Here is a 23469-nt window from a genome sequence, read left to right as displayed (position 1 = left end):
CGAGCCTGCCCCGGCAGGCGCCTAGCGGCGCTGGCCCGTGCGCGTCATCGCGGCCAGGCGTTCCAGCAGGTGCATGTCCTGCTCGTTCTTGAGCAGCGCGCCGGCCATCAGGGGAACGGCGGTGGCGGCGTGCGCCTCGATCTGTCCCGCCGGAATGTCTTCGGCCAGCAGCAGGTGCAGCCAGTCCAGCAGTTCCGATGTCGACGGCTTCTTCTTCAGTCCCGGCGCATCGCGCAAGGCGAAGAAGGTATCCAGCGCGGCGCGCAGGACGTCCGCGCGCAGTGCCGGGAAATGCACGCCGACGATGTCGCGCATGGTCTCCCGGTCCGGAAAGCGGATGTAGTGGAAAAAGCAGCGGCGCAGGAACGCGTCCGGCAGGTCTTTTTCGTTGTTGGAGGTGATGATGACGAGCGGACGATGGCGCGCCGCGATGGTCTGGCGCGTTTCGTAGACATGGAATTCCATGCGGTCCAGTTCGCGCAGCAGGTCGTTGGGGAATTCGATGTCGGCCTTGTCGATCTCGTCGATCAGCAGCACGACCGGATCCGGTGCGTCGAACGCCTGCCACAGCACGCCCTGGACGATGTAGTTGCGAATGTCGCGGACTTTTTCGTCGCCCAGCTGCGAATCGCGCAGGCGCGACACGGCATCGTATTCGTACAGGCCCTGGTGTGCCTTGGTGGTGGACTTGATGTGCCACTGCAGCAGCGGCCGGCCCAGCGCCCGCGCCACTTCTTCGGCCAGCATGGTCTTGCCGGTGCCCGGTTCCCCCTTGATCAACAGCGGCCGCTGCAAGGTCAGTGCCGCGTTCACCGCGAGTTTCAGGTCTTCGGTCGCGACATAGCGGTCCGTGCCTTCGAAGCGAGGCGTGGCGGGGGAAGAAGCTGCGGGCATGGAGACTGGGCCTCGTGTGGTGCGGGGCGTGCCGCTTGTGGGCCGGCCCCGCCGTTGGCAATGCGCTAATTATCGTACAATCGTCCGGTTTGCGGCCCGGGGGAGGCCGGTCCGCGGGCAGTTCAGCAAGGCAGTTCCAGAAGTTCCAGCAACCAAAGTCGCCATATCAAGAGCCAATTCATGAAGTTGCGAACCACTGTATTGCGTACGGCGTGCCTGCTTGCCGTCTGGGCATCCTGTGCCGGCGCCGCGCATGCGGCGGATGCCGCCAAGGGCGGAAATGCCCAGGCCGGTCGGGACAAGGTCTCGATGTGCATCGGCTGCCACGGCATCCCCGACTACAAGACCGCATTCCCGGAGGTGTATCGCGTGCCGATGATCGCCGGCCAGAATGCCAAATACATAGAGAACGCGCTCAACGCATACAAGAAGGGCGAGCGCAGTCATCCCACCATGGATGCCGTCGCGGGCAGCCTGTCCGACCAGGACATCGCGGATATCGCGGCGTATTACTCCACTCTCAAATGACGGGGGCATCCATGAAACGCACGATCGTCACCCTCGCCGGGGTGCTGCTGGGCCTTGCCGCGACGGCGTCGCACGCCGACGACCTGGCCGCGGGCAAGGCGGTATTCGGCAAATTCAATTGCGCGTCCTGCCATGGCGCGGACGCCAAGACGCCGGCGGACCCGCAGTATCCGATCCTGGCGGGCCAGCATGAAGACTTCCTGGCGCACGCCCTGAAGGCTTACAAGCGGGGCCAGTCCGGCGCCGCCGCCACCGCCAACATCCGCAAGAATCCCATCATGGGAGCCTTCGCGGTACAGCTGAGCGATGCCGACATCGACAATGTCGCGGCATGGCTGTCCAGCTTGCCCAGCGACCTGGGCACACGGAAATAATTCACCGTTCCGCCCGCTGGCGGATCAGGTCGATATAGGTATCGCTGTCCATGGGAGTGCCCAGCCGCTGGGCCTCCCAGACGACCTGCCCCAGGCATTCCATGATTTCGTGCACCGCGTGGTGCGCGTCGCTGCGCGCCGCCAGGCGCTGGTAGGCCGCCCGGATGCCGGGCGGATGATCGATCGACAATTGCTCGGCGATCGCCAGGTGCATGGAGAGATGCAGGAAAGGGTTGGTGCGGCCTTTCTCGACGGCATACTCGGCCGTCATTGCCTCCGGGCTTTCCAGGTCGCCGTGATATTCCGGATGCTGGACCATCCAGTCCACCGCCATCGCTTCCAGCGGGGTCAGGACCGCGGCCGCCTTGTGCTTGCGCCAGGCTTCGATAAAGAATTCGCGCACTTGGTCGCGTGACGGATTGAACATGGCGGTAGCGGAACAGCAGGAGAGGGCGGGGCAGGCGTCCCGCGATGGGGTATTTTACCCACTCGCATAACAGGCATTGCCGTGCGCGCCGCCGCGCGGATATAGAATGGCGGGCACATGCCAGCAGGCTTCGGAGCGTCCATGTCGTACCAGCATATCCAGCCTCCCGCGGGGGGCCAGAAAATCACCGTCAATGCGGACTTCACGCTGAACGTGCCCGACCAGCCCATCGTGCCCTACATACAGGGCGACGGGGTTGGCGTGGACATTACGCCCGTCATGATGGCGGTCGTGGACGCGGCAGTGGCGAAGTCGTACGGCGAGCGCCGCCGCATTCATTGGATGGAGGTCTACGCAGGCGAAAAGGCCACCAAACTGTATGGTACGGAGGCCTGGCTGCCGCAGGAAACCCTGCAGGCGGTGCGCGACTATGTCGTTTCCATCAAGGGCCCGCTGGCGGCGGCCCGTACCGGCGGCACCGTGCGCTCGCTCAATGTGGCGCTGCGGCAGGAACTGGACCTGTACGTCTGCCTGCGTCCCGCGCGTTATTTCCGTGGGGTGCCCGCGCCGCTGCGCGAGCCGGAAAAGACCGATATGGTTATTTTCCGCGAGAACTCCGAAGACATCTACGCGGGCATCGAGTTTCCCGCCGGTTCGCCGCAGGCGCGCGAATTGGTCGATTTCCTGCAGAACCACGTGCATTCGCGGCATCTGCGTTTTCCCGACAGCTCGGCCATCGGCATCAAGCCGGTGTCGCGCGAGGGCACGCGGCGCCTGGTGCGCAAGGCCGCGCAGTACGCCATCGATCATGACCGCGCCACCCTGACGCTGGTGCACAAGGGCAACATCATGACGTATACCGAGGGCGGCTTCCGCGACTGGGGATACGAATTGCTGCGTGAGGAATTTGCGGCCGAGCAGATCGACGGCGGTCCGTGGTGCCGCTTCAAGAATCCCAGGACGGGACGCGAGATCGTCGCCAAGGACATCATGGCGGACGCCTTCCTGCAGCAATCCATGCTGCGCCCCGGGGAATTCGACGTGATCGCGACGCTGAACCTGAACGGCGACTATATTTCGGCCGCCGTGGCGGCGCAGGTGGGCGGCATCGGCATTACCCCTGGCGCCAATATGTCGGATTCCGTCGCCATGTTCGAGGCCACGCACGGCACTGCGCCCAAGTACGCAGGCAAGGACTATGTCAACCCGGGCTCGGAAATCCTGGCCGCCGCGATGATGCTGCGCCACCTGGGCTGGGTAGAGGCCGCGGACATGATCATCGCCAGCATGGAAAAAGCCATCCTGGCCAAGAAGGTCACTTTCGACTTCGCCCGTCTGCTGAAGGGGGCGGAGCAGGTGTCCTGTTCTGGCTTTGGCCGGGTGATGATCGAGAATATGTAGCCGGGCCGGCCGGCTCCCCCTGGGCGTCCCCGCCCTGCGGCGTGCTGCCTTGGTCCGCGCTTGCCCCGGCAGTGCCGGGAGCGACGGGAGTGCCGGAATCCGTGGCCGCGCCGGCGTCCGCGGCACCCGCTGCGGCCTCCGCGCCGTCCCCCTTGCCGTTGGCCCGGGCGAGTTCACGCACGTAGGAAAGCGCCTTTTCCCTGAGGTCGGCCGGCAAGGCGTTGTAGGCGAGCAGCAGCTCTGCCATGTCGTCGTCGCGGGTGTAGAACCAGGGCGTCGGCATGTTCAACGCCTGGGCCAGGCGTTCGATCAGGAAGAAGCCGGGCGTGTGCTTGCCCCGCTCGTATTGGTTCATCCGCGAGCTTGCCGACATCTCGTCCAATCCCGCAAGCGTACCCAGCCTTTCCTGGGAAAGGCCCGCGCGGAGCCGCGCCTCTTTGAGCCTGCTCGTTAGCATGGATCGAAACGTCCTGTCTGATGCGGCGATGGTCTTAGATTTTCTGCGTGTGCTCCCTAAGAGTTTCGTAGTGCCAAGCCGGCAAAATATTTGTAATATGTATCTGTGTGATACATAACGTCTCTGGATGGCGCTGTCCAGAGGCCAATGAGGGGCCGCCATCGGGGGCGGCGCCAAAAGCCCAGGCTGATAATCCACCGTGACCGCCCTTTCCCTTTCGAAGCGTGAACTGCAGGCCACGCTGATCCAGCTCGAGGCCGACCTGCGCAGGTTGACGTCGACGGTCCAGGAGCTGTCAGCCTGCCTGTCGCATGTCGGCGATCATCACGATATCGCCCGCGTCCCGTCGGCCTCGCCCGGCCTGTCGCGGCCCATCGCGGCCGAACCGGTTTCGTGGGCGTGGCGGCTGCGCGAGGGGGGCTGGACGCTGCTGTCCCCGCAGGGGCAGCGCCTGGGGCTGACAACGCTGGAGCGGCTTTTTATGCTGGCTCTGTTCAACGCGCCCAATCACAGCCTGGCGCGCAGTGAACTGGGCGCGCTGGCGGCCGGGCGGGGCGAGTCTGCCGATAAGGTCGCGACGTCGCCGCGCGGGGTGGACGTGATGGTCAGCCGCCTGCGCCGCAAGGCGCACGCCATGGGCATGCCCTTGCCGCTGCGCTCGGTGCGCCGCTGGGGCTACATGTTCACGGAAGAGGTCTCGATCGAATAGGCGGCGGGCCGTCGATGCGCGGTGCCTGTGCCGCCGCGCATCGACGGCCCCCTGACGAGAAATTCCGCCGACGGCTGGCTGCGCCAGCCAGCTCAGAACGTCTTTGTGATGGACGCCAGCACCGTGCCGCGGCCCATGAACCTGCCCTGCGAATTCGTGTAGATATCGCGATCCGCATTGGTGTCGATATAGGCCACTGATATCCCCAGGCCCTGGCCCAGATCCTTGGTGAGCCCAAGCTTCCAGTCGTAGTAGGAGGCATGGTCGACGTTGTGCACGTATTGGTAGCCGACGTGCGTATTCAGCGTCAGGTCCCATACGCCTAGGTCGTAATTTCCGCTCAGGTCGAAGTACTGGCTGCCCTTGCTGCGCGCGAAGCCGAACAGGTTGGAGACCGCGTACGAGTACTTGAACGACGTGGTCTTGTAGCCGATGCTGCCGTAGAACTCTGTGGTGTCCGGGTTGGTGTAGCCGCTGGGATAGTCTCCGGGGTAGTAGTACTTCAGCACGCCGAAGTCGAAGGGCACGTCCTGCACGACGTTGCCTCGGTAACCGCCATAGAAATCCATTTCGATCGGCGCCGATACATCGGGATTGCTGTCCGATAGCCAACTGATGCTGGAATTCCAGTTGCCGATGTAGAAGCCGCTTTCGTGGGTGAAATCGAAACCGCCCTGGATGGCCGGCTTGTTATCGGTCTGCATCAGGCCGCGATAGCGGTATTGCGATGCCAGCGTCATGTTGGCGGTGATGCTGTAGGGTGGGTTGGTGGCAGGGTCGTCCGAGGCGGTATCCGCGCGCGCGGCGGGCGCGATCGCGGCGCTGCCGCCGATCAAGACGGCAATCGCCAGCAGCATGCCCAGCCTGCCCTGGGCGGCACGCGCGCGGCCTCTGGACACCTGTCGTCCGTTTGCGACGGCGTGGATGGCGGACTGCCGGACGGGCGGTAGGGGACGAGCATGGCGCATGCGGTTTCTCCTGGATTGCGCGTGTTGCGAAAGAAGCGCAACGATAGGAAGAAACGCATAAACGGCGGCTCAAAAGACGGCCTGCTTACGTAAGCGGGATATAAAGAGCCACCCAAGGACGGGGCCGCGCGGTGTCAACCCGCGAAGCGATATCCGACGCCGACTTCCGTCAGCAGGAAGACCGGCTGCGCCGGATCCGCTTCCAGTTTCTGGCGCAGGTGGCCCATGTAGATGCGCAGGTAGTGGCTGCTTTCCACATGCGAGGGGCCCCATACCTCGCGCAGCAGCTCGCGGTGGGTCATGACCTTGCCGCGATGCGCGATCAGCGCCGCGAGCAGGCGGTATTCCATGCCGGTCAGGTGCACGTGCTGGCCCTTGCGCTGCACGACGCGCTTTGAAAAATCGACATGGACGTCGCCGAAGACGATTTCCGCCGCATTGCCGGCACCGCCGCGGGCATGCCGGCGCAGCAGGACGCGCAGCCGCGCCAGCAGTTCGCCCACGCCGAAGGGCTTGGCCAGGTAGTCGTCCGCGCCGGCATCCAGGGCGGCGATCTTGTCGGTTTCCGCCGTGCGGGCCGACAGCACCAGCACGGGGACTTCGGTCCAGGCGCGCAGTTCGCGCATCAGCGTCATGCCGTCGCCGTCCGGCAGGCCCAGGTCCAGGATGACCAGGTCCGGCTGCCGCGTGCCGGCCTCGATCAGCCCGCGCTGCACGGTTTCGGCCTCGAATACCGCGCATCCCTCGTCTTGCAGCGCCGTGCGCACAAAGCGCCGGATGTTGGCGTCGTCCTCGATGAGCAGGATGGTGGGATGAAAGTCGAACATGCGTGTCCTGTTATCCGGTATGGGGGCTGGGCGGGCCGGTGGGGATGGCACGGTCCCGCGGCGCACCGGGGTCGACAGCCCCATCGGCCGGCGTTGCCTGCGCCATCGTGCCGGCGGCCGTCTCGACCCGTGCTTCGGGCGAGGCGGCGTCGGCGTCCTGGTCTGCCGGCGTCTCGGCGGCGATGGCGGGCGCTTGTGTCAGCGGCAGCTGCACGACGAAGCGTGCGCCGTCCCAAGGCGCTTCCCCCGGCTCCACCCGGATGCGGCCCTGGTGCGCCTGCATGATCGCGTGGCAGACGGCCAGGCCCAGGCCGGCCCCTGGCGTGGCGGATTCGCGTTCACCGCGGACGAATTTCTCGAAGATGGCCTTTTCCAGGCGCGCCGGAATGCCCGGGCCGTCATCCGCGACGCGAACCAGGATTTCGTCGTCGCGCGCGATGGCGTCGATGTGCACGTGGCTGCCCGGCGGCGTGTACTTGGCCGCGTTTTCGAGCAGATTGCACAGCACGCGCTGCATCAGCACGCCGTCGCATTCGACCAGCGGCAGGTTCGACAGCGGCGCCACCGAAACGACGTGCTGGCGCAGCGGTTCGCGCATTTCCGCGATGGCGGCGCCGACCAGTTCCTCCACCGACTGCCATTCCTTGCGCAGCGTCACTTCGCGGTTCTGCAGGCGCGCCATGTCCAGCAGGTTGACCACCATGGCATGCATGCGGCGCGCCTGCTCGCGCATCGCCAGCGCGATTTCACGGTGCGCGGGCGCCAATGCGGCCGGATCGCGCATCAGCGTATCGGTCATGCCGACGAGGCTGGTCAGGGGTGTGCGCAGGTCGTGCGAGATGGCCGACAACAGCGAACTGCGCAGCTTCTCCGAGGCCATGTCCACCAGTGCCTGCTGTGCGACCTCCACGTAATGCACGCGCTCGATCGCGATGGCGATCAGCGTGGCGTAGGCGTCCAGGTGGGGGCGATCTTCCGATGTCATGAATGAAGCGCCGCCCGGCGGCGCCAGCACCAGCACGCCGCGCGTCCGCATCGGCGCCTTCAGCGGCATATAGAGGAGGGGGCTGCCCGATAGCGTATGGGTGCCGCAGCCCGCAGGCTGTCCATGGTCAGAGACCCACTGCGCCAGCGCCGTTTCGACCTGCAGCGGCGTATCCGCGCTGGCCAGCGCGAGGCGGTCGTCGTTGCCCAGCAGGAGCAGCGCGCAAGGTGTGCCGAAGGCGGCATTGAGGTAGGAAGACGCCGACGCCACGATCTGTTCCGGCAGCAGCGCCGACGATAGTTCGCGCGCGAACTCGTACAGGCCACGCGCCACGCTTTCGCGCCGCGCGGAGGACAGCGCCAACTGGCGCAGCCCCGCCGTCAACTGGCCGATCAGCAGGCCCACGGTCAGCAGGACGAAGAAGGTGACCAGGTATTGGACATCCGAAACGGCGAAGGACCGGGTGGGCTGCACGAAGAAGAAATCGAAGGCGGCCACGCTGATCACCGACGCCAGCGCCGCGGGGCCGCGGCCGTGGCGCAGCGCCACCGCCATGACGGCCAACAGGTAGAACATGGCGATATTGGTCTGGTGCAGTGCCGGAAAGGCGATCAGCGATATGGCCGTGGCGATGGCGCAATAGATGCCGGACCAGGCATAGCCGCCCAGGCGGCGACGTGGCGCCGCGTCAGCCGGCAGCGGCGGTGAACCGGGCCGTTGCGGCGCCGCGCTGGCTTGCGCGGGGGGCGTCCCCGCCGGCGGGGCGCCGAGCCGCATCGCCGGCGCGCGCGCGGCCGACGCCTGCGACGGCGCGGCGAGGCGGATCACGTCCAGCTCGGGGCATCCCGACGCCAGCAGGTCGGCGAAGCTGCGGCGTCGCCACAGCCCCGCGGGCGACAGCAGGACGGCCAGCCATTCGCCCCAGCGCGTGCCCAGCCCGCGGCCGCGCGCGGCGCGCGTGCGGCCGATGACGGCCTTGGTGACGTTGTGCCGGCGGACGTAGGCCACCAGTGCTTGCACCATATCGGCGCCGCCCAGCGTGTCGACGCGCGCATCCAGATCGCGCGCGACCGCCAGCGCGGCCTGCAGCGCGAGCCGCTGCGCGGCCGTCGGCGCGATGAGGCTGGGCGCTTCCACCGTGACGACGTGCAGTTCGCCGTCCAGCTGCTGCGCCAGGCGGTGCGCGGCGCGCACCACGTATTCGGCTTCGGCGTCCGGTGCCAGGCAGGCGACGATGGCTTCGCGCGTGCGCCACACGGTATCCACGGCGCGGTCGCGCCGGTACGCCTGGACGTCGTCGTCCACCCGTTCGGCCATGCGGCGCAAGGCCAGTTCGCGCAGCGCGATCAGGTTGCCCTTGCGGAAGAAATTGCGGGCGGCATGACGCGCCTGTTCCGGCATGTAGACCTTGCCGTCGCGCAGCCGGCGCAGCAGTTCGTCGGGCGGCAGGTCCACCAGCACCACTTCATCGGCCGCGTCGAACAGGCGGTCCGGCACGGTTTCCCACACCGGGATGCCCGTGATGCTGCCCACCGCCTGGTTCAGGCTTTCCAGGTGCTGGGCGTTCAGCGTGCTCCACACGTCGATGCCGGCCGCCAGCAGTTCTTCCACGTCCTGCCAGCGCTTGGCGTGGCGGGCGCCCGGCGCATTCGAATGCGCCAGTTCGTCGACCAGCACCAGGGCTGGCCGCCGTGCCAGCGCGCCGTCCAGATCGAATTCCCGCAGCACGTGGCCGCGGTATGCATGATCCATGCGCGGCAGCAGGGGAATGCCGTCCAGCAATGCGGCGGTTTCCCGCCGGCCGTGGGTTTCGACGACGCCGGCCAGCACGTCCACGCCCAGCGCGCGCTGGGCCGCCGCGGCCGCCAGCATGGCGTAGGTCTTGCCGACGCCGGCCGATGCGCCGAAGTACAGGCGCAGCCGGCCACGCGCGGCGCGTTGCGCGGCCCCGTCGATGTCCCGCAGCAGTGCGTCGGGATCGGGGCGTTGCGGAGTGGAACTGGGCATGGTGTCGTCGTCGTGCGGACAGCGGAACTATACGCCGCGATCGTTCATCGCGTGGCCTTCAGTCCGTCCAGGTCCAGGTTCAACGCCAGCACGTTGACCACCGGCTCGCCCAGCAGGCCGAACCACGGCCGGCGCGTGTGCGCCTGAACCCGCTTGGCCACTTCCAGGGTACTGAGGTTCCGCGCCCTGGCGACACGGTCGATCTGGTAGTCGGCCGCGGCGATGCTGATGTCCGGGTCCAGGCCGCTGCCCGAGGCGCTGACCAGGTCGACGGGAATGGGCCGGATATTGCCCGGATCCGCGGCGCGCAGGGCCTGGATGCGCGCCTTGGCGGCATCGGCCAGCGCGGGATTGCTCGGTCCCAGGTTGGAGCCGCCCGATGCCGAGGCGTTGTATGGCATGGGCGCGGTGGCGGACAGCCGTCCCCAGAAGTATCTGGGGGAAGAGAATGACTGGCCGATCAGCGACGACCCCAGCACGCGGCCGTCCTGTTCGATGAGCGAGCCGTTGGCTTCGTGGGGAAACAGCAGCTGCGCCACGCCGGTCGTGGCATAGGGATAGGCCAGGCCCGTGACCAGGCTGAGGATCGCGAAGACGACCAGCGCGGGACGCAGGATGCCGCCCTGCGTGGCGGGTTTCTCTTGGATATTCATGATGGGTTCCTTGTATGCGTGGGTGGCGGCTCAGGCCCACCCGAGCGCGGCCAGCACCATGTCGACCAGCTTGATGCCGACGAAAGGCACCAGCAGGCCGCCCAGGCCGTAGATGAACAGGTTCCGCCGCAGCAGGGCGGCGGCGCCGAGCGCGCGGTACTTGACGCCCTTGAGCGCCAGCGGGATCAGCACCACGATGATGAGCGCGTTGAAGATGACCGCCGACAGGATGGCCGAATCCGGCGTGGCCAGGTGCATGACGTTCAGCACGCCCAGCTGGGGATAGACCGTGGCGAAGGCGGCCGGGATGATGGCGAAGTACTTGGCCACGTCGTTGGCCACGCTGAAGGTCGTCAGCGCGCCGCGCGTCATCAGCATCTGCTTGCCGATTTCCACGATCTCGATCAGCTTGGTGGGATTGGAATCCAGGTCCACCATGTTGCCGGCTTCCTTGGCCGCCTGCGTGCCGGAATTCATCGCCACGGCGACGTCGGCCTGGGCCAGGGCCGGCGCATCGTTGGTGCCGTCGCCCGTCATCGCCACCAGCCGGCCTTCGCCCTGGTAGGCGCGGATCAGCTTGAGCTTGGCTTCGGGCGTGGCCTGCGCCAGGTAGTCGTCGACGCCGGCTTCCGCCGCGATGGAGGCCGCGGTCAGTTTGTTGTCGCCGGTGATCATGACGGTTTTTATTCCCATGCGGCGCAGTTCGGCAAAGCGTTCCTTGATGGCCGGCTTGACGATGTCCTTGAGTTCGACCACGCCCAGGACGCGCACGCCGTCGGCCACGGCCAGCGGCGTGCTGCCGCGTCGCGCGATATCGTCGGCGGCACGGATCACGGCCGGGTCCATCGTCACGCCCTGGTCCGCCAGCCATTGCCGGATGGCGTCCACCGCACCCTTGCGGATTTGCCGCGCGCCGTGGTTCACGCCGCTCATGCGGGTGTGTGCGCTGAACGGCACGAACACCAGGCCGTCCGGGGACCGTGCCGGCGTGTGCAGGGCCTTGTCGGCCAGCAGCACGATGCTGCGGCCTTCCGGCGTTTCGTCGGCCAGCGATGCCAGGCGGGCTGATTCGGCCAGCTCGCGCGGCGCCACGCCGGGGGCCGGCAACAGCGCCGAAGCCTGGCGGTTGCCGAAGGTGATCGTGCCGGTCTTGTCCAGCAGCAGGACGTCGACGTCGCCCGCCGCCTCCACCGCGCGGCCCGACGTGGCCAGCACGTTGGCCTGCATCATGCGGCTCATGCCCGCGACGCCGATGGCCGACAGCAGGCCACCGATGGTGGTCGGGATCAGGCAGACCAGCAGGGCCACCAGCGCCGTCACGGTCACCACCTTGCCGGCCTTGGCCACCTCCACCGAGAACAGCGAAAACGGCAGCAGGGTAACGGTGACCAGCAGGAACACCACGGTCAGGCCCACCAGCAGGATGGTCAGCGCCAGTTCGTTGGGCGTCTTCTGGCGCTGGGCGCCTTCCACCATGGAAATCATGCGGTCCAGGAAGCTTTCGCCCGGGTTGGCCGCGATGCGCACGAACAGCCAGTCCGAAAGTACGCGGGTACCGCCGGTGACCGAGGAAAAGTCGCCACCGGACTCGCGGATCACCGGGGCGGATTCGCCGGTGATGGCACTTTCATCCACGGACGCCACGCCGGCGACGATCATGCCGTCGCCGGGGATGATTTCCCCCGCCTCCACGAGCACCACATCGCCCTTGCGCAGATCGCCGGAACTGCGCGATACCGCGCGGTCCCGGTAGGCCACGGGTTGCGCGCCGGCCGCGTCCGCATCGCGGAAATCGCGCAGCACCCGCGCGGTGATGGTGGTGCGCAGGCCGCGCAGCGCGGCGGCCTGCTGCTTGCCGCGCCCTTCGGCCAGCGCCTCGGCGAAGTTGGCGAACAGGACGGTGAACCACAGCCACACCGCCACGCCGAAGATAAAGCCGGCCGGCGCCTCGGCCTGCCCGCGCAGCGCCATGACCCACAGGAAGGTGGCCAGGAGGCTGCCGACGTAGACGACAAACATGACCGGGTTCTTCAGCTGGGCGGACGGCGCGAGCTTGCGCACGCTGTCCACCAGCGCGGGACCCACCAGGGCCGGCGAAAAGAATTGGAAGTGGCGCGGCGGCAGGCTTGCCGGCTCATGCGCCGCGGGTTGCGCAGCGACAGCCGCCAGGGCTTCGCCGTTGGAATGCTTGTTCATGTCGATATTCCAGCCCGGTCAGGGTTGCAGATGTTCGGCCACGGGGCCCAGCGCCAGCGCGGGCACATAGGTCAGCGCGCCGACCAGCAGGACGGAACCGATAAGAAGGATCACGAAGAGCGCGCCGGTGGTGGGCATGGTGCCGGGCCCGGCGGGTATCCGGCGCTTGCCGGCCAGGGAGCCCGCCATTGCCAGGATGGGGATGATCACGCCGAAGCGGCCGAACCACATCGCGATGCCCAGCATGCCGTTGTAGTACGGCGTGTTGGCCGACAGCCCGGCGAAGGCGCTGCCGTTGTTGTTCGCGGCGGACGTGAAGGCGTACAGGATTTCCGAGTAGCCATGCGTACCCGGATTGAACACGCCGGCCTTGCCGGCCGCCATGGAGACGGCCAGCGCGGTGCCGGCCAGCACCAGCAGGGGCGCGGCCAGGATGACGATGGACGTCATTTTCATTTCGAAGGCTTCGATCTTCTTGCCCAGGTACTCCGGCGTGCGGCCTATCATCAGACCGGCGATGAAGACCCCCAGGATGGCGAAGGCCAGCATGCTGTACAGGCCGGCGCCGACCCCGCCGAAGACCACTTCGCTCAATTGCATCAGCAGCAAGGGCGACAGGCCGCCCATCGCCGTGAACGAGTCGTGCATGCCGTTCACCGCGCCGCAGGACGCCGCGGTGGTGATCGTCGCGAACAGGGCAGTGGGACCGATGCCGAAGCGTGCTTCCTTGCCTTCCATATTTCCGCCCGCCAGCTGCACGGCCGGGTTGTCGTCCGCGCCGGCCTGCGCCAGCATGGGGTTGGGCTGGAATTCGTAATGTCCGGTGAGCAGGGCGAAGGCGATGAACAGCAGCACCATGGACGCCAGTACCGCGATGCCCTGGCGCCGGTCCCCGACCATCCGGCCGAAGGTGAAGCACAGCGATGCCGGGATGATGAACATCGCCAGCATCTCCAGGAAGTTGGACAGCGGCGTCGGGTTTTCGTATGGGTGCGAGGAATTCGCGTTGAAGAAGCCGCCTCCGTTGGTGCCCAGCATTTTGATCGCTTCCTGCGAGGCCACCGGGCCCATGGCGATGGTCTGCGTCGCGGCGGTCAGCGATTCCGTTTGCGGCTGGCCCTGGGCATCGAGCACGGGCTGTCCGCCGGCGTCGAGTTTCGGCGCCGAATAGCTCACGGGTTCCAGCAGCCGCGCCTGCTGGGAGGGGCTGAAGGTCTGGATAACGCCCTGGCCGGCCAGCACGATGGCCAGCACGAAAGAGGCCGGCAGCAGCACGTACAGGGTGCCGCGCACCATGTCCACCCAGAAGTTGCCCACGGTTTGCACGCCATGGCGCGCAAAACCGCGGATCAGCGCCAGCACCACGGCGATGCCGGTGGCGGCGGACACGAAGTTCTGCACCGTCAACGCCAGCATCTGCGTCAGGTAGCTCATGGTGCCTTCGCCGGCGTATCCCTGCCAGTTCGTGTTGGTCACGAAACTGATGGTCGTATTGAGCGCGGAATCCGGCGACACCGCGCCCATATTGGCCGGGTTCAGCGGCAGCCAGGCTTGCGCGCGCTGCAGGACATAGGCGGCGACGAAGCCCAGCAGGCTGAAAACCAGCACGGCGATGGCGTAGCGCTTCCATCCCATTTCGACCGCGGGATCGACGCCGGCCGCTTTGTAGACCAGCCGCTCGAACGGCCGTCCCCAGGCGGACCATCGGGAGCCGCCGTTTTCCATGACGTCGTGGATATAGCGCCCGGCCCAGGGCGCGAGCAGAAGCAGCACTGCCAGAAAACATGCCAGCAGGCCCAGATAGTGGGCGTTCATCAGAATTTCTCCGGCTTGAACAGGGCGATAAGCAGATAGACGAACAGGAACAGCGCCAGCGCGCCGCTGATCAGGTAGAGCCAGCTCATGGTTGCTCTCCCTTGCGCAGGACGTCGCAGAACTCGACCAGCGCCAGGGTGAGCCCGGCCATGACGGCAAACGAGGCGAGGAATAGGGTGTCCATGTTTTTCTCCTGGGTAACGTCCCGTAGTGGGATGGCGGACGCGCGCGAGGGCACGGCAGCGGACACCGGCAGGTTAGGGATGGCGCCGTAAAAACGGGATAAAGCTTGGACCGCAGGGAGTAAACGGAATATAAAAATGAACCACTGCACCAGCTTGGTGCTATACGGTTATGAGCATATGCGCCGTCCTAGGGCATACCCCTAGTGTTTCAATCCCGCAGATGGTGCAGAATTCCGTCCCATGCAGGTGAGGAGACAAATGCCCCAAGAGGGCAATACCGGCGGCACCGGTACATAACCAAAAGCTGTATCTAGAAGAGCAAAACGCACAACGGCTGGCACCAGGCAGTGCCAGCCGTTGTCGCATTCAGGGGCCGGCAATCGCGTTATCCGCGCGGGCGGCGGCACCATGAAGGCCCCGCCATGGCGCATCCGCCGACTTCGCGAATTCCCGATTCCGGCCGCGATATTCCCGCTGGCCCGCCGCACGCCCCATCGTGGGGACGCAACGTCAGGCTCATTCTTGTGCTGCTGGCGCTGTGGGCCGCGCTGACCTTCCTCCCCGTCTATTTCGCCCGCACCCTGCTGTTTCCCTTCCTGGGCTGGCCGTTTTCGTATTGGATGGCCGCCTACGGCGCCCCGCTGGCCTACCTGCTGATCGTCGTGGCCTATGCGCGGATCATGAATGGCGCGGACGACTGACGCCCGGCGCGGCGGCCGGGGGCGTTGATGCCTTTCCCCGGCAAATCCTCCACCGAACTGGACGTGCGGCTGCGCCGCGTGTACGTCCTGTACGCGGCGGGCTTCGGCTTGCTTATCCTGGTGTTGGCGCTGCTGGAAGTCCTGGGCATGCCGCGCAACTGGATCGGCTACGTCTTCCTGCTGGTGACGTTCAGCCTGTACGCGGGCATCGGCATCGTTTGCCGTACCTCGGATCCCGCCGAATACTACGTGGCCGGCCGGCGGGTGCCGGCCTTCTACAACGGCATGGCGACGGCGGCGGATTGGATGTCCGTGGCTTCCTTCATCGGTGTGGCCGGCACCCTGTACGTCAGTGGCTACGCGGGGCTGGCCTACGTCCTGGGCTGGACCGGCGGCTATGTGCTGGTCGCGCTGCTGCTGGCGCCTTATCTACGCAAGTTCGGCCAATACACCTTGCCGGATTTCCTGGGCGCGCGCTACGGCGGCAACCTGCCGCGCCTGGCGGGCGTGCTGTGCGCGGTGCTGTGTTCCTTCACCTACCTGGTCGCGCAGATCTACGGCGTGGGCATCATCACCACTCGCATGACCGGTATTTCGTTCGAGCTGGGGATATTCCTGGCCCTGGGCGGGATGCTGGTGTGCTCTTTCCTGGGCGGCATGCGGGCGGTGACGTGGACGCAGGTGGGCCAGTTCATCATCCTGATCATTGCCTACGTCGTGCCGGTGATCTGGCTATCCATCAAGTTCACCGGCATGGCGTTGCCGCCGATGGCGGCGGGCGTCGCGCTGGAGCAGGTGGTGCGCCAGGAAAGCAGGCTGGCGGATGACGGCGCCGAACGCGCCGTTCGGCGCGAATGGCAGGCGCGGGCCGACCGCATGGACGAATTGCTGCGTACGCTGCCCGGGTCCTGGGTCAGCGAAAAAGCGCGCCTGCGGGATCGGCTCGCCCAGCTGAATGCGGCGGACGCGCCCATGCTGGAGATCCGCTCCGTGGAGCAGGAACTGCTTGCCTACCCGGTGACGGTGGAAGAGGCGCGAACGCGCTGGTATCGCGACCGCCAGGCATTTCGCGCGCGGGCGCAGCCGCCGGTGCCGGCGGTGGCGCCCTATCCGCCGGTCGCGGACAGCGCCAGCCCGGATGGCCAGGGGCCGCCGCAGGCCGAAACGCCGGCGCAAGGCTCCCAGCGGGCCAACTTCATGGCACTGGTGTTGTGCCTGATGCTGGGCACGGCTGGCCTGCCCCATATCCTGATGCGCTCGTATACCACCCCCTCGGTCGGCGCGGCGCGACGTTCGGTTTGCTGGTCGCTGTTGTTCATCCTGCTCCTATACCTGCTGGCGCCCGCGCTGGCGATCCTGGTGAAGTACGTCATTTATACGCAGCTGGTCGGCGCGCGCTACAGCGCGCTGCCGGATTGGGTCGCGGCGTGGAGCGCCATCAGCCCGGCACTGGTCGACGTCGTCGATGTGAACGGCGATGGCATCGTGCAGCTGGGAGAAATCCGCATGGGAGCGGATGTGGTGGTGCTGGCGCTGCCGGAGATCGGCGGGCTGCCCTATGTGGTATCGGGCCTGGTGGCCGCGGGCGGGCTGGCGGCCGCGCTGTCCACGGCCGATGGGCTGCTGCTGACTTTGTCCAACGCGCTATCGCACGACATGCTTTATCGCGTCATCTCGCCGCGCATGCCGGCGGGGCGCCGCGTCATGGTGTCCAAGATCCTGCTGCTGGTGGTGGCCTTCGCCGCCGCCTGGGTGGCGGCGCGCCGGCCCGCGGACATACTGATCATGGTATCGGCCGCTTTTTCGGTCGCGGCCTCTTCCTTCTTTCCCGCCTTGGTCATGGGCGTTTTCTGGAAGCGCGCCAACAAATGGGGCGCCACGGCAGGCATGGCGGTGGGGCTGGCCGTGACCTTTGCCTACATGGCGCATAGCCATCCCTGGCTGCGCGAGCTGGTGTTCGGCATTCCGCCCACCCAGCCCTTGACGCTGTGGTGGGGAATACAGCCCGTGGCGGCGGGAATATTCGGCGCCCCCGCGGCGTTCCTGGCCATTATCGTCGTGTCCTGGCTGACGCCGCGGCCGGATCCCGCCACCGAGGCCCTCGTCGACTACATACGGGACCCGCGGCCATCGCCACCGGCGTGACCCGGTTCGCCGCTTACGGCCAGGCTGCCTGGCGGCCGCTCAATGCCTGACCGCCGACGAGAACACGTTCATGACCAGAACGCCGGTGACGATCAGCCCTATGCCGATCAGCGCGGCCGCATCCAGCCGCTGATCGAAGACCAGGAACCCGACCAGGGTGATGAGCGCAATGCCGACCCCGGACCATATGGCATAGGCGACGCCCATGGGCATCTCGCGCAGCGTCAGCGCAAGCAGATAGAACGCAATCGCATAGGAAACGACCGTTATCACGGAAGGCCACAGGCGCGAGAACGCGTCCGAGGCATTCAGGGCACTGGTGCCGATGATTTCCGCGACGATGGCGGTAAGCAGGTATATCCATTTCATCGAGGGGTTTCTTCAAGCTGGCGCAGCAGGACCAGCAGTGCCCCCGAGCCGCCTTCGCGTTCCGGCGCTTCGGAAAAGGCGATGACGTCGGGCTTCTGCACCAGCCACGTGCGCGCCTTGTCCTTCAGTACGGGGTTCAGGCCTTCGGAGCCGTAGCCCTTGCCGTGAACCACCCGCACGCATCGTATGCCGTGTTCCAGGCACTCGTCGATAAATGACAGCACGGCATGGCGCGCCTGTTCAACGCGCAATCCATGCAGGTCCAGTTCCGCGCCGGCCTGCCATTCCCCGCGCCGCAGCTTGCGGGCCGTGTCCGGCGCGGCATCCGCGCGCACGTACGAGGTGCCGTTTTCGGAGAGCAGGTGGGCGACGCCGCCGTCCGAGATGCCGGCGTCGGCGCGCCGCGCGGTTTCGCCCAGCGCGGCCGCGCGGCGCTGGGCCGGGATGTCGGCGGGATCCGGGCGATGGGTGTGCAGGGCGCGGTCGTCCACGCGCAAGCGAGTGACGCTGCGCATGGCGCGCTGGAATGCCAGCAGGTCGTCCTGGGGATCGGAGGCCTGCGCGGCGCGCACGGGGTCGGCCGGCTTGCGGGCCTGGGTTGCGCGCGCGGCGGCCGCGGCGGTTTCCTCGACCCGGCGCTGTTCCTGCGCCTGCTGATGCAGGCGCTTCAGGTCGCCGAAACCCGCTTTACTGCCCCGCATTCTCCAGCCACCGCTGTGCGTCCAGGGCCGCCATGCAGCCGGTGGCCGCGCTGGTGATCGCCTGGCGATAAACGTGGTCCTGGACGTCGCCGGCGGCGAAGACGCCCGGCACGGAGGTCATCGTGGCCATGCCCGACAGGCCGCTCTTGGTGATGATGTAGCCGTCCTTCATGTCCAGCTTGCCCTGGAAGATATCGGTGTTCGGGTGGTGCCCGATGGCGATGAAGGCGCCCGTCGCGGCGATGTCTTCGGTCTGCCCCGTCCTGCTGTCGCGGACGCGCACGCCCGTGACGCCGCTGTCGTCGCCCAGGACTTCCTGCAGCTCCGCGAACAGCTTCAGCTTCATGTTGCCGTTCTGGACCTTGTCCATCAGGCGGTCGACCAGGATGGGTTCGGCGCGGAACTTGTCGCGGCGGTGGATCAGGGTGACGGTGCGGCAGATGTTCGACAGGTAGAGCGCTTCCTCGACGGCGGTGTTGCCGCCGCCCACGACCACCACGTCCTGGTTCTTGTAGAAGAAGCCGTCGCAGGTGGCGCAGCCGGATACGCCGCGGCCCATGAAGGATTGTTCGCTGGGCAGGCCCAGGTATTTGGCCGATGCGCCGGTCGCGATGATGAGGGCATCGCAGGTGTAGACGTTGCCCGTGTCGCCCGTCAGCGTGAAGGGGCGTTGCGTCAAATCCACGCCGGCGATGTGGTCGAACAGGATTTCAGTGTTAAAACGTTCGGCGTGCTGCTGGAAACGCTGCATCAGGTCGGGGCCCTGCACGCCTTGCGCGTCGGCGGGCCAATTGTCGACGTCGGTCGTCGTCATCAGCTGGCCGCCCTGTGCCAGGCCGGTGACCAGCACCGGCTTCAGGTTGGCGCGCGCGGCATAGACGGCGGCGGTGTAGCCAGCCGGGCCGGAGCCCAGGATCAGCAGTTGAGCATGTTTGGGAGTAGTCATCGGGCACGCTAGGCAAAGTGAATGCCCAATTATAATGAGGCCTATGCCGCGTATTTCAACCGCTTCTCCGCGCGCTTCGCGCAACACGCGCAATGGCCCGTCGCCGTTGCAGCTCCGAATTTCCTCCTTGCTGCGGGAAGCCCGCTGGATTCTCTTCGCCGCCATGGCCGCCTGGCTGACGCTGGTGCTGGCTACCTGGAGTTCCGCCGATCCCGGCTGGTCGCACTCCGTACCGGCGGGCATGGTGCACAACAAGGGCGGCACGCTGGGCGCCTATCTGGCCGATGTCCTGCTGTATCTGTTCGGGTTTTCCGCCTGGTGGTGGGTCGTCCTGCTGCTGCACCGCGTACGCGCGGGCTACCGTCGGCTGGCCGGCCACCTGCGCACCCCGGGCGGCAGCGCCGAACCCCTGCCGCGGGTGCGCTGGGAGCAGGGCGTGGGCTTCGGCATGCTCCTCATCGGCTCCATGGGGCTGGAGGCGCTGCGCCTGTACACGCTGGGCGCCCATCTGCCCGGCAGCGCGGACGGCGACAGCGGTGCCGGCGGCGTCATCGGCCATACGCTGGCGCAGCAGCTGTCCAGCGCCATCGGCTTTACCGGCGGCACGCTGGTATTCCTGGTGCTGGTGGCCATCGGCCTGAGCCTGTTTTTTTCGTTTTCGTGGCTGGTCATCGCCGAGCGTGTGGGCGCCTTCATCGAAGGCCTGATGCGGCGCGCCCGCGCCACCGTGGACGCGCGCCAGGACCGCAAGCTGGGCGAAGTCGCGCAGGCGGCGCGCACCGAGCAGGTCGTCGCCAAGCAGGAAAAACTGGTGCACGAGCAGCCCGTGCGCATCGAACCGGCCATTACGGTGGTGCCCAAGTCGGACCGCGTGCAGCGCGAAAAACAGCAGACGCTGTTCTCGCCGCCCGAAGGGGAGGGTGATCTTCCCACCATCAGCCTGCTCGATCCGCCACCCATCATGCAGGAAACGGTGTCGGCCGAGACCATCGAATTCACCTCGCGCCTGATCGAGAAAAAGCTAGCCGATTTCGGGGTCACGGTCACCGTGGTCGCGGCGCAGGCCGGGCCGGTGATCACCCGCTACGAAATCGAGCCCGCCACCGGTGTCAAGGGCAGCCAGGTGGTGAACCTGGCCAAGGACCTGGCCCGCGCGCTCAGCCTGGTGAGCATCCGGGTGGTGGAAACCATTCCCGGCAAGAACCTGATGGGGCTGGAACTGCCCAATCCGCGCCGCCAGATGGTCAAGCTCTCCGAGATCCTCGGCTCGCAGACATACCACGCCAGTCCCTCCGTCGTCACCATGGCCCTGGGCAAGGATATCGCCGGCAATCCCGTCGTCGCCGACCTGGCCAAGATGCCCCACCTGCTGGTGGCCGGCACCACGGGCTCGGGTAAATCGGTGGGGATCAACGCAATGATCCTGTCGCTGTTGTACAAGGCCGACGCGGCGCAGACCCGGCTGATCCTGATCGATCCGAAGATGCTCGAAATGAGCGTCTACGAGGGCATTCCCCACCTGCTCGCGCCGGTGGTGACCGACATGCGGCACGCGGCCAACGCGCTGAACTGGTGCGTGGCGGAAATGGAAAAACGCTACCGCCTGATGAGCAAGATGGGCGTGCGCAACCTGGCGGGCTTCAACACCAAGATTCGCGACGCCATCAAGCGCGAGGAACCGATCCCCAACCCCTTCTCGCTCACGCCGGACCAGCCCGAACCGCTGCAGCCCCTGCCTACCATCGTGGTGGTGATCGACGAACTGGCCGACCTGATGATGGTCGTGGGCAAGAAGATCGAGGAATTGATCGCGCGCCTGGCGCAGAAGGCCCGTGCTGCCGGCATCCACTTGATCCTGGCCACGCAGCGTCCCAGCGTGGACGTCATCACGGGGCTGATCAAGGCTAATATTCCGACCCGCATCGCCTTCCAGGTGTCGTCCAAGATCGATTCGCGGACCATCCTGGACCAGATGGGCGCCGAAACGCTGCTGGGCCAGGGCGATATGCTCTACATGCCGCCTGGCACAGGGCTGCCGGTGCGCGTGCACGGGGCTTTCGTCTCCGACGACGAAGTCCACCGCGTGGTCGAACACCTGAAGTCGCAGGGCGAACCCAATTACATCGAAGGCCTGCTGGAAGGCGGCGTGGAAGGCGAAACCGGCGACGGCGTGGGCAGCGTGACGGGGCTCACGGACAGCGAGTCCGACCCGATGTACGACCAGGCCTGCGAGGTCGTCCTGAAGCATCGCCGCGCGTCGATTTCGCTGGTGCAGCGGCATCTGCGCATCGGCTACAACCGCGCGGCGCGCCTGCTGGAACAAATGGAACAGTCCGGCATGGTCTCCGCCATGCAGTCCAACGGCAACCGCGAAATCCTGGTCCCAGCGTCCGCGGGAGAGGAAGCATGATCAAGCTATCACTACGCGTGGCCGCGCTGGCGTCCACCGCCGCCATCGCCCTGTGCGCCTGGCTGCCCGCCCATGCCGCCACGGCGCAGGAACAGCTGCACGCCTTCGTATCGGCCGTGACGGCGGCCACCGGCTCCTTCACCCAGGCCACCAGCGGCGGACAGCAGTCGCAGCCGCGGCCACCGCAAAGCGGTACGTTTTCCTTCCAGCGGCCCGGCAGGTTCAAGTGGTCCGTGCAGAAGCCGTACGAGCAATTGATCGTGTCGGACGGCAAGCAGGTCTACCAATACGATCCGGACCTGGCGCAAGTCACGGTACGCAAGGTGGACCAGGCGATCGGCACCTCGCCGGCGGCCATCCTGTTCGGCTCCGGTTCCCTGGAACAGTCCTTCGATGTGTCGGCCTTGCCGGCCAAGGACGGGCTGGAATGGCTGCGCGCCAAGCCACGCACCACGGACGCGGGCTTCTCGCGCGTGGACATCGGATTCAAGGACAACCAGCCCGCGCGTATCGAACTGCTGGACGCCTTCGGCCAGACCACCCGTGTCGACCTGTCCAACATCGTGCCCAATCCGCGCATCAGCGCGCAAGACTTCCAGTTCACGCCCCCCAAGGGCGTGGACGTGGTCAATATGTGATCAATCGCCGTCGAAGTCCGTGCCCGGCGTCAGCGGGGCGTGGCGGTAAGTGGCGGGCGTGCGGCTCAGTTTGACGGGCGCCCCCAGCCCCCGGTAGTCCTCGCCCATGCGTACGACCATCTCGCGGTGCGCGGTGTGCGGATGGCTCAGCGCGGCGTCCATGTCCAGTACGGGCGCGGCGGGGACGTTGGCCGCCATCAGGCGGTCGACCAGGACGGCGGCGTCGAAGCCGGATAGCGCTTGCTCCAGCAATGGCTTCAGTTCGGCGCGGTGCGTCGACCGCCCGCTCGGTGTGGCGAAACGCGGGTCCGCCGCCAGATCCGGACAGCCCAGGACATCGCACAACGTGGCGAATTGCCGGTCGTTGCCGATGGCCAGGAACAGCGGTTCCGTGCCGGTGCGGAAAGTGTCGTAGGGATAGATGTTGGGATGGGCGTTGCCCGTGCGCCGCGGGGTACGTCCGTCCATGAACCAGTTGGCCGCGTGGGGATGCAGCAGCGACAGGCCGCTGTCGTACAGCGTGGTTTCCACGAACTGGCCCTTGCCGCTGCGATGGCGTTCCTGCAGGGCCAGCAGCACGCCGATGACGGCGTTCAATCCGGTGACCATGTCGACCACGGGCAGGCCCACGCGCAGCGGTTCGCCGCCGGCTTCGCCATTGACGCTCATGATGCCGCTCATGGCCTGCACGGCCGCATCGTAGCCCGCCAGGCCGCCCAAGGGGCCGTCCGCGCCGAAGCCCGAGACACGGCACCAGATCAGGCGCGGAAACCGGCGCGACAGCGTGTCATAGCCGATGCCCCAGCGCTCCATGGTGCCAATCTTGAAGTTCTCCACCAGCACGTCGGCCTGTTCGAGCAGTTCCAGCAGACGCTCGCGGCCCTGCGCCTGGGACAGGTCCAGGTGCTGAACCCGCTTGTTGCGGTTCAGGCCCATGTAGTAGGAAGCCACGCCGTCCTTGAAGGGTGGGCCCCAGGTGCGCGTGTCGTCGCCCTGCGGCGGCTCGATTTTCAGCACGTCGGCGCCGTGATCGCCCAGTATCTGGCCGCAGTAGGGGCCGCCCAGGATGCGCGAGATATCCAGGACGCGGATGCCGGCCAACGCGCCGGCGGTGGGGGTAGAGGTCATGGCTG

General features: G+C 66.8%; 22 protein-coding genes. 8 read left to right on the top strand and 14 right to left on the bottom strand.

The genetic code is table 11. From position 1 onward, the window contains the following. Nucleotides 1–21 precede the first annotated feature (21 nt). A complete protein-coding gene (locus AKI39_RS18975; RefSeq protein ID WP_066639517.1) occupies nucleotides 22–894 on the bottom strand; it encodes an AAA family ATPase in 873 nt (290 codons plus the stop codon). Between the two features lie 180 nt (nucleotides 895–1074). Between AKI39_RS18975 and AKI39_RS18970 the strand changes: the two genes are divergently transcribed. Next, on the top strand, nucleotides 1075–1422 hold the full coding sequence (locus tag AKI39_RS18970; RefSeq protein ID WP_066639516.1) for a c-type cytochrome: 348 nt from the start codon (nucleotides 1075–1077) through the stop codon (nucleotides 1420–1422). An 11-nt stretch (nucleotides 1423–1433) separates the two neighbouring features. After that, nucleotides 1434–1796 carry a c-type cytochrome gene (locus tag AKI39_RS18965; RefSeq protein ID WP_066643333.1) on the top strand — a complete coding sequence of 121 codons (363 nt, stop codon included), beginning with the start codon at nucleotides 1434–1436 and terminating at the stop codon, nucleotides 1794–1796. A 1-nt stretch (nucleotide 1797) separates the two neighbouring features. Here the strand turns inward: AKI39_RS18965 and AKI39_RS18960 are convergent, their stop codons facing one another. Continuing rightward, the gene (locus tag AKI39_RS18960; RefSeq protein ID WP_066639513.1) at nucleotides 1798–2223 is read right to left on the bottom strand and encodes a DUF1841 family protein; all 426 of its coding nucleotides are present in this window, start codon (nucleotides 2221–2223) and stop codon (nucleotides 1798–1800) included. A 141-nt stretch (nucleotides 2224–2364) separates the two neighbouring features. Here AKI39_RS18960 and icd point away from each other — a divergent pair, with 141 nt between their 5' ends. Next, complete coding sequence (gene icd / locus AKI39_RS18955) at nucleotides 2365–3624, top strand: NADP-dependent isocitrate dehydrogenase (RefSeq protein ID WP_066639511.1); 1260 nt, start codon at nucleotides 2365–2367, stop codon at nucleotides 3622–3624. On the opposite strand, the gene AKI39_RS25915 is transcribed toward icd, so the two are convergent. Beyond that, nucleotides 3539–4081, bottom strand: a complete 543-nt coding sequence (locus AKI39_RS25915; protein WP_066639510.1) for a helix-turn-helix domain-containing protein — start codon at nucleotides 4079–4081, stop codon at nucleotides 3539–3541. The two genes, icd and AKI39_RS25915, sit on opposite strands and share 86 nt — an antisense overlap. A gap of 199 nt (nucleotides 4082–4280) precedes the next feature. On the opposite strand from AKI39_RS25915, the gene AKI39_RS18945 reads away from it, so the two are divergent. Continuing rightward, a complete protein-coding gene (locus AKI39_RS18945; RefSeq protein ID WP_066639509.1) occupies nucleotides 4281–4790 on the top strand; it encodes a helix-turn-helix domain-containing protein in 510 nt (169 codons plus the stop codon). 92 nt (nucleotides 4791–4882) lie between these two features. Here AKI39_RS18945 and AKI39_RS18940 read toward each other — a convergent pair whose 3' ends face one another. The 7 genes from AKI39_RS18940 to kdpF all read right to left on the bottom strand — a co-directional run bounded on the left by AKI39_RS18940 (nucleotide 4883) and on the right by kdpF (nucleotide 14330). Next, a complete protein-coding gene (locus tag AKI39_RS18940; protein WP_066643331.1) occupies nucleotides 4883–5647 on the bottom strand; it encodes a TorF family putative porin in 765 nt (254 codons plus the stop codon). A 245-nt stretch (nucleotides 5648–5892) separates the two neighbouring features. Beyond that, nucleotides 5893–6585 carry a two-component system response regulator KdpE gene (kdpE, locus tag AKI39_RS18935; RefSeq protein WP_066639508.1) on the bottom strand — a complete coding sequence of 231 codons (693 nt, stop codon included), beginning with the start codon at nucleotides 6583–6585 and terminating at the stop codon, nucleotides 5893–5895. A gap of 10 nt (nucleotides 6586–6595) precedes the next feature. Beyond that, nucleotides 6596–9577, bottom strand: a complete 2982-nt coding sequence (locus AKI39_RS18925; protein ID WP_083228927.1) for a sensor histidine kinase — start codon at nucleotides 9575–9577, stop codon at nucleotides 6596–6598. Between the two features lie 44 nt (nucleotides 9578–9621). Continuing rightward, nucleotides 9622–10230: a potassium-transporting ATPase subunit KdpC gene (kdpC, locus tag AKI39_RS18920; RefSeq protein ID WP_066639503.1), complete on the bottom strand. Its 609-nt coding sequence runs from the start codon at nucleotides 10228–10230 to the stop codon at nucleotides 9622–9624. Between the two features lie 30 nt (nucleotides 10231–10260). Beyond that, on the bottom strand, nucleotides 10261–12426 hold the full coding sequence (kdpB, locus tag AKI39_RS18915) for a potassium-transporting ATPase subunit KdpB (RefSeq protein ID WP_066639501.1): 2166 nt from the start codon (nucleotides 12424–12426) through the stop codon (nucleotides 10261–10263). A gap of 18 nt (nucleotides 12427–12444) precedes the next feature. Next, on the bottom strand, nucleotides 12445–14241 hold the full coding sequence (kdpA, locus tag AKI39_RS18910; RefSeq protein WP_066639499.1) for a potassium-transporting ATPase subunit KdpA: 1797 nt from the start codon (nucleotides 14239–14241) through the stop codon (nucleotides 12445–12447). Continuing rightward, nucleotides 14241–14330 carry a K(+)-transporting ATPase subunit F gene (gene kdpF, locus AKI39_RS18905; protein ID WP_066353881.1) on the bottom strand — a complete coding sequence of 30 codons (90 nt, stop codon included), beginning with the start codon at nucleotides 14328–14330 and terminating at the stop codon, nucleotides 14241–14243. Before kdpF ends, kdpA begins: the two co-directional genes overlap by 1 nt. 518 nt (nucleotides 14331–14848) lie before the next feature. Here kdpF and AKI39_RS18900 point away from each other — a divergent pair. Together AKI39_RS18900 and AKI39_RS18895 are read left to right on the top strand one after the other, a co-directional pair. Next, nucleotides 14849–15127, top strand: coding sequence for a sodium/substrate symporter small subunit (locus tag AKI39_RS18900; RefSeq protein ID WP_145925318.1), 279 nt, complete (start codon nucleotides 14849–14851; stop codon nucleotides 15125–15127). Nucleotides 15128–15154: 27 nt separating this feature from the next. After that, entirely contained in the window at nucleotides 15155–17272 is a 2118-nt protein-coding gene (locus AKI39_RS18895; RefSeq protein WP_066639494.1) for a sodium:solute symporter family protein, read from the top strand. Nucleotides 17273–17311: 39 nt separating this feature from the next. Here the strand turns inward: AKI39_RS18895 and AKI39_RS18890 are convergent, their stop codons facing one another. The 3 genes from AKI39_RS18890 to trxB are packed head-to-tail and all read right to left on the bottom strand — an operon-like array spanning nucleotide 17312 to nucleotide 19288. Next, nucleotides 17312–17641 carry a DMT family transporter gene (locus AKI39_RS18890; protein WP_066639489.1) on the bottom strand — a complete coding sequence of 110 codons (330 nt, stop codon included), beginning with the start codon at nucleotides 17639–17641 and terminating at the stop codon, nucleotides 17312–17314. Beyond that, complete coding sequence (locus AKI39_RS18885) at nucleotides 17638–18342, bottom strand: Smr/MutS family protein (protein ID WP_066639487.1); 705 nt, start codon at nucleotides 18340–18342, stop codon at nucleotides 17638–17640. The genes AKI39_RS18890 and AKI39_RS18885 overlap by 4 nt, the downstream gene beginning before the upstream one ends. Continuing rightward, nucleotides 18329–19288, bottom strand: coding sequence for a thioredoxin-disulfide reductase (trxB, locus tag AKI39_RS18880; RefSeq protein WP_066639486.1), 960 nt, complete (start codon nucleotides 19286–19288; stop codon nucleotides 18329–18331). Before trxB ends, AKI39_RS18885 begins: the two co-directional genes overlap by 14 nt. A gap of 43 nt (nucleotides 19289–19331) precedes the next feature. Between trxB and AKI39_RS18875 the strand changes: the two genes are divergently transcribed. Continuing rightward, on the top strand, nucleotides 19332–21698 hold the full coding sequence (locus tag AKI39_RS18875) for a DNA translocase FtsK (protein WP_145925317.1): 2367 nt from the start codon (nucleotides 19332–19334) through the stop codon (nucleotides 21696–21698). After that, nucleotides 21695–22336, top strand: a complete 642-nt coding sequence (gene lolA / locus AKI39_RS18870) for an outer membrane lipoprotein chaperone LolA (protein ID WP_066639482.1) — start codon at nucleotides 21695–21697, stop codon at nucleotides 22334–22336. Before AKI39_RS18875 ends, lolA begins: the two co-directional genes overlap by 4 nt. On the opposite strand, the gene AKI39_RS18865 is transcribed toward lolA, so the two are convergent. After that, a complete protein-coding gene (locus tag AKI39_RS18865) occupies nucleotides 22337–23464 on the bottom strand; it encodes a CaiB/BaiF CoA transferase family protein (protein WP_066639480.1) in 1128 nt (375 codons plus the stop codon). Between the last annotated feature and the right edge of the window lie 5 nt (nucleotides 23465–23469).

The organism is Bordetella sp. H567 (assembly GCF_001704295.1).
Classification (GTDB): domain Bacteria; phylum Pseudomonadota; class Gammaproteobacteria; order Burkholderiales; family Burkholderiaceae_B; genus Bordetella_C.
This window is presented reverse-complemented; position numbering and strand designations above follow the sequence as displayed.